Source organism: Polyangium jinanense, assembly GCF_028435365.1.
Map to the genome: position 1 here is coordinate 91,701 of NZ_JAGTJJ010000021.1, position 12,803 is coordinate 104,503.

At 65.4% G+C, this 12,803-nt stretch carries 7 protein-coding genes; 2 read left to right on the plus strand and 5 right to left on the minus strand.

Translation table 11 applies throughout. The features are described from left to right. Positions 1-21: 21 nt before the first annotated feature. From KEG57_RS28730 to tssI, 5 genes are all read right to left on the minus strand, one after another. Positions 22-1,497: a hypothetical protein gene (locus KEG57_RS28730; protein WP_272458995.1), complete on the minus strand. Its 1,476-nt coding sequence runs from the start codon at positions 1,495-1,497 to the stop codon at positions 22-24. Then, on the minus strand, positions 1,494-3,524 hold the full coding sequence (locus KEG57_RS28735; RefSeq protein ID WP_272458996.1) for a hypothetical protein: 2,031 nt from the start codon (positions 3,522-3,524) through the stop codon (positions 1,494-1,496). The genes KEG57_RS28730 and KEG57_RS28735 overlap by 4 nt, the downstream gene beginning before the upstream one ends. After that, positions 3,521-5,161, minus strand: coding sequence for a WD40 repeat domain-containing protein (locus tag KEG57_RS28740; RefSeq protein ID WP_272458997.1), 1,641 nt, complete (start codon positions 5,159-5,161; stop codon positions 3,521-3,523). The genes KEG57_RS28735 and KEG57_RS28740 overlap by 4 nt, the downstream gene beginning before the upstream one ends. 1,205 nt (positions 5,162-6,366) lie before the next feature. Further along, positions 6,367-7,983 carry a hypothetical protein gene (locus KEG57_RS28745; protein WP_272426563.1) on the minus strand — a complete coding sequence of 539 codons (1,617 nt, stop codon included), beginning with the start codon at positions 7,981-7,983 and terminating at the stop codon, positions 6,367-6,369. Positions 7,984-8,001: 18 nt separating this feature from the next. Continuing rightward, complete coding sequence (tssI, locus tag KEG57_RS28750) at positions 8,002-10,842, minus strand: type VI secretion system tip protein TssI/VgrG (RefSeq protein WP_272426564.1); 2,841 nt, start codon at positions 10,840-10,842, stop codon at positions 8,002-8,004. A 439-nt stretch (positions 10,843-11,281) separates the two neighbouring features. On the opposite strand from tssI, the gene KEG57_RS28755 reads away from it, so the two are divergent. Both KEG57_RS28755 and KEG57_RS28760 read left to right on the plus strand, forming a co-directional pair. Then, on the plus strand, positions 11,282-11,716 hold the full coding sequence (locus tag KEG57_RS28755) for a hypothetical protein (RefSeq protein ID WP_272426565.1): 435 nt from the start codon (positions 11,282-11,284) through the stop codon (positions 11,714-11,716). 116 nt (positions 11,717-11,832) lie between these two features. After that, the gene (locus KEG57_RS28760) at positions 11,833-12,801 is read left to right on the plus strand and encodes a tetratricopeptide repeat protein (protein ID WP_272426566.1); all 969 of its coding nucleotides are present in this window, start codon (positions 11,833-11,835) and stop codon (positions 12,799-12,801) included. Positions 12,802-12,803 lie beyond the last annotated feature (2 nt).

Below are 12,803 nucleotides of genomic sequence, written 5' to 3' on the forward strand. Positions count from 1 at the left end.
ATTCTCGTCCTCGACTCGCTATCAGAACCAATCGAACAACCGCGCCCACCCCGTCCGCTCCGAAGCCCTGCGCGCCTCTTCCTTCGCCAGATCCTCCGCCGCGGGATCCTCGCCGACCGGCTCCGGAATCGTCGGTGGGATGATGATGATCCCAGCGGCCGGGTTCGGGGGAGGAGGCGGTCCGCGGCCGAAATCTTCGAGCGGGCCAAGGTCGTAAATGACCTTGCCTGCCGCGTCGATCGTGGCTGAAAGGTGTCCTTCCGGCACGGACTTCACCGGACCATTCGTCATGACTGGATACACCGGTCGGAACTCGGACAGCGCCTCGACCTGCGCATCTTCCCCCGTCATCTGCTTCCAGTAGTCGCGCACCTGGGAGAAGACGTTCCTGCCAATGTTGGGGCTACGCATGTGGTAAAAGCGGTGCACCGCCTGGATCGCAAGTTCAGCGTCGCCCTTCTCCGAGGGAAGCGGCGCCGTGAGCCGTGGCCGGGCCAAAGGACCTTGCGCCCACGCGACCACGTCGAATTTGTCCCCTGTCCAGTGCTGCAGATGCGCGATGAAGGTGTAGAGCGCCCCCGTCTGGATCTTGTCCGCCTGTGGAACCGTGCCAGTGGTGCTCAGGAACGCATCGCGTTGCGCATTGGTGATGGTCGCCCGCGTCAGATCGTCGCGCGCTGCCTGCACCCACATGAAATGCAGTTCGTCGGTGTTGTGGATGACCCGCACCGCCTGCCCAGGTGTCTCGCCCGGCCCCGGCGCAGCCTTGGACCACCGCTTGTTGAGGTCGTCCACCCAGACGGTCCCCTGCTCCGTATCGACGACGTAATACCGGCCGGCGTCGTACATGAAACCGCAGAGGTAGAAGAGCTTCTGGATGTAATGCCGTTCCGGATCCTTGCTCTGCGCCGCCTCGAGTTCGTAAATCCGGCCGAGCACCTTGGGCAGGCCCCCCTTGAGTGCCCAGCCCATGCCCCAGGTCACGAACGCCTTGTCGTACGTGTTCACCGCGCTCGTCGGCCCTTCTCGCCCATTCATCAGGTGCGCGAATGCCATGCGCTTCATGTACTCGACGCGCAGCGACGTCTTCACGGCGGGGTCGCTCTCGGCCTCCATCGAGGCCTTTACCTGCATGGCGTCCGCTCGCAGCTCGGATACCAGCTGGGAAATGAATGCCGGGGTATCCGTGAACATGTAGCACTTGGCGAGATCGCTGCCGCCCTCCAGGAGCACCGCCTTTGCATCGTCCAAGGGCGGCCACTTTCGGAACTTGGGATCGAACGCCCGCACCATCGCGCGGACCTCTTTGACCTGCTCGAGCGTCTCCGCGGGCAACTTCTGGCCGGCATAGGTGTGCCAGGGCAGGATCGGCTTGCTCGGACCGGAGATGTGGGCGACCTGCGAGGCATCGACGACCTCGGCGCGCTGCACCTTGCCGTCCCCTCCGTACGAGAGCCGAAAGACGTCGAGAATGTCCTGGATGCGGGTCGGCTTCATTGTTTCTTGCCTACGGAAGAGACCGGAGTCCCTGAAACGAACCGCGTGACGAGATCCGGCGTCGGCAAGAGGAACGTGGCCTCGCTCGACCGCACGAGCCGGCCAGCGAGAACATCCGGCCCCTCGCGGAAGACCCAATCTTCGGGCGCCTTCCGAGCGAACGCCCGGCTATCGGTCCAGGGTCCCGTGCGCGGATCGAAATGGAGCACCTCGCCATCCGCCAGACGACGCACGGCCGGCCCGGCGACGAGCTCGAACCGCCCGGTGGGATCTGCGTTTTTCCAGTCCGCGACACGATGCGTGTCGCTTTGCACCCAAGCTCTGTCGCCGCCGACGAATTTCTTCGAGATCCCATCGTTTATGATTACCAGCGCACCATCCGGCGTCCAGTGGATTCGCCGATACCCCATGATGTGCTTCAGCGGCCGCGGAACCTCAGTCCGCTTTTTCAAATCATACATGCTGACCGAGCCGTCGTCCGTCGCGAGGTACAGGGAGTCGCCCTCTGGACTCCATTCCATCCTGACCACGGCTGGAACGGGCAGAACGACATAGCTTTCGCCCGTCTTGCCGTCTCGGACCATGACGGCCTCCTTGGTCGCCAGCGCAATCACATCTTTCGGTCCCCAGGCCGCCGCGACGACTCCCTCAGCGAACTTGGTCGGCGCGCCTTTGCCAGAGCGTGGACGGACGACGAACGTGCCTCCCTCGGAATAACCGAGGAGCGATCCATCGGGCGAAAAGGCAATCGGTGGACCGCCCTTCATTCGACCAAAGAGCTCGTCACGACCTGCATTGCGGACCTCGATGTGCGCGCCCGTGACGAACGCCACGGCATCGCCGCGAGGTGACCACGTGAGGGACGAGGCTTCGACAGGGATGGACCAGAGAGCGCTCTTCTCCTCGTCCAGGCGATGAAGCTCCGTGGCGGGCGCCTTCGAGGCGTGATGATCCCCGGGGTATTGCTCGCCGCATTCGCCCAGGTTCGTGAGCGAGAGCAAGAGCGCGCGGCCATCGGGCGATGCGCTCGCGGCGTGGAGCACGGCGCGCTCGAAGGACCGGTCCTTCACGTCTCCCGTGGCCAGGTCGAGCGCCGCGATGTCGATCGAATGATCCTCGCAGGCTTCCGCCGGAATAGGCGTTTTCCGGATCGCATAGACGATCGTACCGCTCGGGGCCCAGACAGCGCTCACCGTGGCGAGCTCGCGTCTCGCCTCTTCCACGTCAACCTTGCGATCCGCGAGCAGCTCGCGACCATCGGCCAGCGCCACGACGGACGTCATGTGCCCGAGACTCCGCTGCGCGGGGCTCCTCCCGCTGCCGCCGAGATACCGCGTCGCCGGGTCGAGCCACACGCGTTCGTACCGCTGCATGTTCGATTCGATCGCCTTCGGCCGGTCTCCCGCGCGGTTCGGATCCCACAGGAAAGCTCCGGCCGGTAGGGCCGCAGCAATGAGCTTCCCGCCGGACGGCCACGCAAGATCCTCGAGCCGCGCGGGCTCGGCATCCTGTCCTGCCGGAAGCGGCCCAGAGAACGAGAGCTCGCCGGACGCGGCGTCCCAGATGTACACTTCGGAGCTGCCTTTGCGCCCCGTCGCGATTTGCTTCCCGTCCGGGCTCCATGCGGCAACGAGCTGCCCGACGTCCTCCTGCGGCGGGTCATCGGGGTGCGTGCTTTGCGCAGGCTTTCCCATCGGCGTGCCCTTCGCGATCTTCTCGGGCACCTCCCGCCGAGCGGGCCGCCAGCGCTCGCAATCCGCACGCGGCACGCTGCCGCGGTAGAGTCCAACCCCGAGGTCCCACACGTCGCAGTGCTCGCCTTCGACTTGCGCAACGAGCGGCAGCGTCGGGTGAAACAGCATGGGCGCCGCCTGGATGGCCTTCTGCGGCACCGCCACGGGCTCTCCCGAGGCCGGCGCGGGCTGGGTCGAGGCCGACGCAGAGCCCGAGGGTGCCGGTGCGTTCGAGCTCCCGGAACGGCAGCCGGCGAGGACGACGAGCGCGAGGGCGAGGAACGCTGGTCTCATGGCTCCCGGAAGGAGGAATCGTCCTTCAGTACCTTCGCAAAGAGCCCAGGGACGTGCAGGCGCTCCCCGCAGACCTCGAAGGGAAACCATTGGCGGCCCACGGTGCAGAGAGTGAGCCGGCGCAGGCTATTCGCCTCGGGACCGACGAAATCGACGTATCCGTCTTCCGTGAAAACGACCGCAGCGTCGCGCCCCTCGGCGGCGCGGATCGTCAGAATGGGCTGTTCGCGATCGGTGCGCCACAGAGACAACGACCCGTCGGGAGATGCGCTCGCAAGGAAACGACCGTCCGGCGACATGGACATCTCGTAATGCCACGGCTTTCCGTGCACTGGGTGTTTCAGCGATCGCAGAAGCTTGCCAGAAGCCGCGTCGAGAAGACCGATCGCGCCCCTGTCGCCGAGTGACGACGTGACGATCGTGTTCCCATCCGGAGCGAGACTCGCCGTCATGAAGCTCGTTTTCGACCGCGGCGTCTGCTCGAACGTCGACTCGCCAGTATCCAGGTTCCAGCGGCGCAAGCCTCCATGGGTGGTCCACGACCAGAGCGCGTCGCTTCCAGCGAAGAAGAGGCGAGAGACGATTCCGCCTTTGGGGATATATATCTCGCGCGCGATTTTCCCGGTCGTGGCATCGAGTACGAGGACCGTGTCGTTGATCGCGCCGATCGCCACACGCCTGCCGTCTTTGGAAAACGCGGTCGCAGTGAGGAGGGTTCCCCCTGGAAACGTCCATACGCTGGCCCCCGTCGACGCATCCCACAGGCGCGCGGTCTTGTCGTAAGAAGCCGTCAGGATGCGTTTTCCATCAGGCGAAAAGGCGACGCCGTCGATCCCCTCGCCGTGGCCGCGCAGCGTGCGGGTTTTCTGCCACGTGGCCGTATCCCACAGGTTCAGAAGTCCATCGTTTCCGGCTGTTGCAAGTGTCTTCCCATCCGGCGAGAACACCACTGCGGCGATCGTTTTCTGGTGCCCCGCGAGTCGTCGTGGTCCGTTCGTCGAGCCTAGATCCCACACGAGAACCACACCCTCGTCGAGCCCCTGGGCGAGGTACCTACCGTCCGGGGAGAAACGTGCCGCATACACGGCGCCAACGGGCCTCGAAATGGCTCTCGATTGTCCCGTGCGACGGTCGCGAAGCTCGAGGCCGTTGGCACCGGCTGTCAACAGGTGAAACGGGTCCGTGAAAACGAAATCGGTTGTGTCCCTGGTGCGAAAATGAGCCTGCTCGGTGCACGTTTTTGCATCCAAGACCAGGAGGCTTCGATCTGCAGGCTTTCCCGAGAGGGTGGCCACCACCTCGTTGTCGGGGGAGAAAGCGATCGCACCATTTTCCTCATCAAGAAACCCGCCCCCGCATTCAGCGCGCTCCTTCCCCGTCCGAACGTCGAACAATCGAAGCGCAGTCGGCGCCACGGTTGAACCCAGCGGACCCACGAAGCAAGCTACGAGCGCGCCATCTGGGGAGATGGCGAGGGACGGCGTCCAGGGCACATCGAGGCTCTCTTTCGGCGTAACCTTGCGCAGAAGCCTCGCGCTCGCTGCATCATAGAGGCGTGTGGAGTGTTCATCCCCGAATTGCCCTCCCTCGATCGCATGACGCACGGCGAGGGTTTTCCCGTCGGGCGAGAATATCATCGCTGAGACTGGCGTGCCGAATGTCGTGGATCCGAGTGCCTGGTCTCGCTCGATGTCGTACGTCGAGAGCCCGTAACCTCGTCCCTTGTATCCTGCGAAGGCGGCGCGCTTGCCGTCCGGCGAGATGGCGAAGCGAATGGGGGAAACGCCACCTCCTTTCGTCCCCTGCATTGGCACGACGCGAATGAGCTGCGCCGTCTCGACATCGTAACCGAGTGCGGTCGTGGGAGCGAACGAGCTTCTATCGAGGAGATAGAGCCGCGAGCCCGCATCGGACAGCACCGGCCTTTCGTGGGGAATCCACGCCTGCCCGATCCTCGCCCCGAAGCCCTTGTCGAGGTCGAGAACGCTCACGTCCCCGTCACTCGATTGCACCGCGACGACGGGGCGCGATCCTGGCACGGAGGCCAGGTGTTCCACATTGAGGCTCGGCGGTACGAGCCCGGGAGCAGACCACCGATCATACGGCTTCGGCGAACTCGCCTCCTCGGCCACGGCGGCGCGTGTCGCCTCGTCGAGCGCCCGATCGAAGAGCCTCCGCGCCTCGACACGATCGCCCTTCGCGTGCGCCGCGCGCCCCGCAAGCGCGAGCGCTTCGGGAAGCGGCTCGGCCTCCGCCCATGCTTCCCTCGCGCGTGTCAGCGCTGCGTCGTAGTCCTTCCGAACCCACGCTTGCGCAGCCTCCTCGAATACCTTCCGCGCCTTCTCGAGCGACGCCGCGGACCGCGCTCGGGTCGTCTTCCCCTGCGCCTCGCGCGCCGCCTTCTGCGCGCCCTCGGCGGCCCCCGCGGTCGACAGGACCGTGGATACGAGCTTTTTTTGCTCGTCGATTGCCCCGAGCTCGCCCAGCACCGCGAGCTGTGCCTCCCAGGTCTCGCCAGCCTTCGCGGGGCAGAGCTCCGCGGCAAGGGCGAGCGCGCGCCGCGAACGCTCGAGCTTCCCCTCCGCACGAAGGCCCGGGACCCGCGCAACAAGATCGGCCGCTTGCTCGCAAGGGGGCTTTGGGGCAGGGACCAACGCGGATGCGACCGCCGGAGAGGCCGGCGTGTCCGTCGTCGGGCTGGTGGCACTGCCTTGCAGGGTGTGCGGAGGAGGAGGAGGAAGCGGCGTCCCGCTGCCGCATGCAACGCCGAGGAGCGCTGCGGCGAGTGAACTTGCGCAAAAAGAGCGCGATGCGTTCATGGTTCGTCGTGTACGCATGAGTATCACATGAGCGGAAGCATGCCGGGCTTGCCGGCGACCACGGTCTCCTCGGGCAGTGGGGACCGCGGGGGACCGCTGAAATACGAGCTCATCGCCGTGAGGTCCGCAATCTGCGGGTTGTCCTTGTTGCTAGGATCCGCGCACGTGTACTGCTCGTCGACGGTCATCTTGCGCCAGCGCGCCCAGAAGGTTTGCTTGGGCGCGTCCGCGAACTTTAGGTCCTGCAGCTCCTTGGGAAACTTCGATGCGCCCGAGATAGGCACCCCGTTCCACTCGTTTTTCTTGCCGTCGATCTTGCGTCGTTCGAACACGGGCCCCGCGTCGGCACCGTCGATCATCGGCGTCGAGCCCATGATATGCGTCGGCTCGAGCAGCGTTTCGAGGCCCTTGTCCCGCAGCTCCGCTGTGAGCAGCTCCCGCACGGGCTTCCCTCGTGCGCCCGCCGCAACAAGCGCGCGCGTGAATTCGGCGACCCGCGGTATACTGAGGACCCAATACACGCGGACGTCCTTTGCGGGCAGATTTCGGACGGACCAGATGTAGCGGCAGAGCGAGAATCCCTTGCCACCGTGATCCATGGGCAAAACGCGACTGATGAACCGGACGGTGCGCGAGGCGTCCACGACCACAAGCTGCGCGAGGCTGAGAGGGCGCGCCGTCGCGAGGAACTTCACCTGCTCCTCCGAGGGCTCGGATGGAGGCAAAATTCCGACCCCCACGAGAATACGGCTCAGGGCAGTCATCGCCCCCTTCGTACCCCCGTGATCCGCCGTGCCTTGCTCGTTCTTGCCATCTCCGAGCGGCCCGGTGTCGATCCCCTGGAACTTCGGCGGATCATTGTCCGGATAAATGCGGAGCACGGAGGCGATGTGCGCCTGTCCGGCCTGGCTTCCCGATTCAGGCCCCAGCGAATTGAAGGCGAATACGCTTCCAGGCGTCAGCGTCAACGTATCGAAGAGGTATTTGACGCTGCGATAGCTGCCAGTTTCGGTCTTCTCACCGGTGCTCGCGACGTACCACCGCTTTTCCTCACCAGGCTTCGACTTGAAGATGGGAAGCCCGCCGGTACCGCCTCCCGCTGTCATTCCCCTCTTGCCCAGCTCCGTATGCGAAATGCCGCGTGACATCGCGCAGAGTGTCGTCAGGTGCTGGCATGCGAGGACGATCGGATACGCTGGATCGCTCTCGTCCTTGTCGAGGCGGCGCATGATGTCCATGTCGTCCTTGCCGCCGTCGGAGCCTTTCGTTCCATAGCAGCCGGCCGTTCCGCCGTAAGCCGCGTACACGACGAGCTCGGAGAAGATACGGGCCCACTTCTCCTCGTTCGAAGAGGAGAGCTCGCCCTGGTAGCCGTACTCGGAAGCCCACGCTTCATCGAGCCCCATCTCCAGGCGCTCGCGAAGGTGGTCCATGAGGAGCTGGACGTTCTCTCCGAACTTCGCGGGGTCACTGAGATCGGCGACGCGGTTCGCACGCTCTACCGAAGTCTTGTAGCGCTCCTCCGTGCCAACTGGCGCACGCTTTACGGCCACCGATAGCTGCGGGACCGGCGCATCCTTGTCGGAGACATGGGCCGGCTTGGAGAGGTCGACGTCTTGCTGGTTGTTGGGCTTTGCCATCGGCGCACCTCCTCCCGCTCAAGAACCGTAGACGTCTTGAAGCGCGGCCACGGTCTTCGCGTCGAGCTCGCCGGTGGCCTCGAGCCGATGACTCTCAGCGTGATCCCGCTGGAAGGCCGCGAGTGCGCTCTGCACGTCGGCGTTCATCTCCTCGGTGGGTTTGCCGAAGTAGAACCCGAGGGCCCGCAGTCTTGCCTGCGCCCCTTGCGGCGTATCGGCCGGCGGGATCTCCGCCATCGAGAGCGTGTAGAGCCGCTGCCTTCCGGTTGGATACTCGTCAACCCACAGCTTGATCACGACCTGCTTCACGCCCTTCGGGAGCTTCTGCTGCACGACGCCATCCGCATCCGTCGTGCCCTCGTACTTCAGGCCCTCCGCCATCAAGTGATATTTCTTGTTCGCGTAGGGCTTCATGTACCAATCGCTCAGCTTGCACGAGAGCGGCTGCGTTTCCTTGCGATTCTCGTCCTCGTCCCCTTCGGGCTCGCCCGCGTCGCAGTTGAGCAGCACCTTGTCGCCCTTGATGCTCGCCTCCTTGTCGAGCTCCACGGACGCGCCCTCCGAGTAGAGGCTGATCTTCTTCGCGACGAGCTCGACCTCGCTGTCGAGGCTCAACGTCGGCCCCTTGCCCGCGATCGTCGCCGACTGCGCCGCCTTCACGTCAATCGAGCTTCCGCGCAGCGTGATCCCGCCCGGCCCGATCTCGATCGCGCTCTGCCCGCACTCGATCACGAGCCCCCCCTCGGCGCGGAGCACGAGCCGCTCCGAGGCGCCGATCGAGGCCGACCCGAACACGTACGTGTCGCTCTGCGCCTCGCGCACACCATTGCCGATCACGACGCTGTGATCGCCATCGACCGAGAGCGAGTGGTTCATCACGACGTGCAGCGAAGCGTTCCCGCGCACCGTCGTGGTGTCGTCTCCGTCGATCGACGTCGTTCGGTTCTGCTTCACCGAGAGCCGCGCGTCGCCGTTCACCTGCACGCCCTGATCGCCGAGCACCGCGAGCGTGTCGTCGCGCCCGACCTGCGCGCTCCGGTTCCCCACAACGTTCTCGACACGATGACCGCGCACATCACTCGTCTGGTTGCGCTCGATCACCTCGTCGAAATCGCGCTGTGCGTGCACGTACACCTGCTCGCGTCCGACGCTGTCCTCGAAGCTCAGCTCGTTGAACCCTTCGTCGCGCGGCGTGCTGCGCGTGCGCACACCGCTCCGCGTCTTGTTCTGCGGCAGCATGAACGGCGGCGGGTGCGTCGCGTTGTACGTGCAGCCCGTGACGATCGGGCAGTCCTGATCGCCGCCGAGGAACGTCACCATCACCTCCATCCCGATGCGCGGGATGAACTGGAACCCCCACGAAGCGCCAGACCACGTCTGCACGACGCGCAGCCAGCACGAGCTGTGCTCGTTGCGCTTGCCGTCCAGATCCCAGTGGAACTGCACTTTGATGCGCCCGTGCTCGTCGGTGTAGATCTCCTCGCCCTCGGGGCCGACGACGGTGGCCGATTCGAGCACCTGCCGCAGCGCGCGGCGGGGGCGCTTCGGGCGGAAGACGACCGAGGCGGGGACACACTCGAAGCGGTTCTGATAGACCCGCGGCCCGGCATCGGTGCTCACCGTCGTGCTCGTGAGCTCGGGCGTGTGGCCCTCGTGTTCGACGCGCGTGGCGACGTACTCCTGGCTGAGCGAAGGGTTAGTTTCGGCGTCGAGGTGGAAGCGACGGCCCGGGGAGAGGTGCCGCACTGTGCTCGTGCCCTCGCCGTGCACGGCGTCGCGTCGGTGTTGCTCGAGCTCGACGCGGGCGCGCGTGGGGTTCACCTCGGGTTCGTCGTACTCGCCGCGATGTTCGTAGATGCGAAGATCACCGGCGACGGTCGTTGGCGTGTCGCCCGTGCGTAGATCCACGGAAACCTTCACGCCGACGCGCGGATTGGCACTCGCGGAGGTGCTGAGGCTGATGCCGTTCGCAGAGGCTTTCGCTTCGGATCGCAGATCAAGCAGCGGGCGGCGGAAGTCATAGTCCCGCAAGAGCGTGGAGCTCGGGCGCACCTTGCGGCGCAGCGAAAAGCTCGTGACCACGTCCTCGGGGGTGTTCGTCCCCGAGAGGTCGCGTAACGGGAGATGCGGGCTCGGGGTGGTGGTTGCGGACGCGTACATCGACACGTTGCCGCTCGTCGAGGCGGATGCGTTGATCTCCGCGCCAAATAAGGCTCCGCTGGGAAGAGCGACGTACGCTTCCGCGCTGTCGCCGAACACGACCGTCTCCGCGTGGTCGAGCGCCGTGGCGATCACGCCGCTGGCCGCGCCGGGGACGAAGTTCTCCAGGAGGCCCGAGGGCTGCTCGAACGTGTAGAACATCCCTTCCTCAGCGATGAGCCGCTGGATGAACACGTAGTCGGACTCCTGGTACTGCACGCAGTAGGTGCGCGCCGGGTACGAGCGCGAGAGCTTGAAGGCTGCGCGGACGCCGGCCTGCTCGAGCACGGCGCCGATGATCTCGGGCACGGTGCGGTGCTGGAAGATGCGGCTCGTGACGCGGTGCTTGAGGAGCCACAGGCGCGGGACGAGGCGGATGCGAAGGGCGTGGCGGTCGCGAGCCTTGGTGGTGGCCTCGGGGGAGATGCTGGCGACGACGCCGTGGACGACGCGGGGGTTCTGGTCGTGGACGCGGATGACGAGGGTCGCGGGTTGGCCGAGGAGCGAGGTTTCGAGGAGATCGAAGGGGGGCGGGGCGGTGACGAGGAGGTCGAAGGAGAAGGGTTTGGAGAGGGCTTCCCGGCCGCGGAAGGAGATGACGGCAAGGGAGAGCGCGCCGAGGGGGCCGAGGTGGAGTTCGAAGAGGGAGGGGGTAGGCATGGGAAGCGGGCTCCTGCTCGGGCGCTACGGCGCCTGCGGTCTTTGTGTATCCCGGTCTGGCGCAGAATTCATAGGCGGAAGCAGGATTACGAGGTTCGGCGGAGATGCTAACTCCACGGGTTGCCAAGACGCCGGACAGCGTCGGCGTGGGCTTGCAAACCGAACCCGTCAGTGAGATCCTGACAAGGTTACCGCCTTCGTAGGAGACCCGCCGATGGCATGTTCGAAATGCGGCCAGGGTGGTCATAACGTCCAGACGTGCACGCGCGTGCGCCGGTGTGGTCTCTGTAATGGAAGGGGACACGATCGGCGCAACTGCCCCGAACTTCGTACGCCAACCGATGTTGGCATTGCCGAGGAGCCTTGCTCTCGTGAACGGCTCGTCCAGTTGTGCTCTGGGCAGGACGCACTGCTCGCTCACCTCTATTGGACCGAACGAGTGAAGTATTTCGAGGACAACAGGGACAAATATAGAAATGGTGGTAGTTGGAGCTTTACCGCGACACCCGGCCACGGAGTGCACCGCCCACTCCGTCCAACTATCAACTTCTTCGTAGCCGACACGATTTTTGCCGCCTCGCACGAGGAGGCCGCCAAGGCTCGAGGGCTGAAACACGGGATCTTGATCCGTCGTTCTGCGATCGAACGGGTTGCGGACGGCGACGAATTTCAGCTTGCAGATGTGAAGGTTGGCCATCCCCTCTCCTATGGTCAGACTGATCCTCGCGAATACTGGAGGTTTGACCTTGGCAATCATCGTTTCGCTTCGGTAGCTGCACTCCGGTATGCAACGGTCGTCCGACTCGCGACCCCAGAGGGCGACCTGCGCCGCGAAGTTTCTATCCCTCGAGATGCCATCGTTGCGTGGTGGTAATCGCTGCCGGCCGGTTCCGGTCTTGAAGGGCCACGGACAGGTCCAGCGGTCGCCCCATGTTGTCCCCAACCTGACGCTCCTGTACACTCTCCCTGCAACCCGGAAGGTCCAGACGGATGCACACGCGAGCCAAGCTTGCGGCCTTGGGGGTGGTCTGCGCCGCGGCAGCGTTCGCAACACCAGCTCGGGCCGAACCCACCGCAGCCGACAAGGCGACCGCCGACGCCTTGTTCACCGAAGCCCGCCAGCTCCTCGACGCGGGCCGCGCACCTGAAGCCTGCCCCAAGCTCGAAGAGAGCCAGCGCCTCGACCCCGCCGTCGGCACCGCCCTGAACCTCGCGGACTGCTACGAGCGCACCAACCGCACCGCGAGCGCCTACATCACCTTCGAGGACGCCGCAGCCCTCGCGCGCCGCACAGGTGACACCACCCGCGCCGAGGAAGCTGAACGCCGCGCCCAGGCCCTCCAGCCCAAGCTCGTGCGCCTCGCCGTGAACGTTCCCGACCCGAACCGGATCCCGGGCCTCACGATCCTGCGGGACGGCCAGCCGCTCCCGCAGGCTCAGTGGGGAACGTCGGTCCCGGTCGATCCCGGCGAGCACGTAGTCGAGGCGAAGGCGCCGGATCGCACGCCCTGGAAGAAGACCGTGCAGATCACGACGCCGGGAACCGTCGAGCAGCTCGCCGTGCCGCTTCTCAGCGAAGTCGAGCTCCCGCCGCCTCCTGGACAAACGGCTCAGCGGGTCGCCGGCATCGTCGTCGGCAGTGTGGGGCTCGCGGGGCTCGCCGTGGCCGGAGGGCTTTCCATTGCAGCGGTGACGACGGACAAGGAATCGAAGCAGTATTGTCCCGAGGACCCGAACAAGTGTTACCCGAAAGGCGTGGCCCTTCGGAACGAAGCCATCACGTACGCCGATACCGCGACGGTCGTGGTGATCGCGTCAGGCGTCGTCGTCGCCACGGGCGTCACGCTGTTCCTCCTCGCGGGAGCGCCGAAGTCGCCGAACAAAACCGCCCGTACGTGGGTCCTCGTGCCCCACGCTTCCCCGCAAGGCGCGGGCCTCGTGCTCGGTGGTGTCTTCTAACG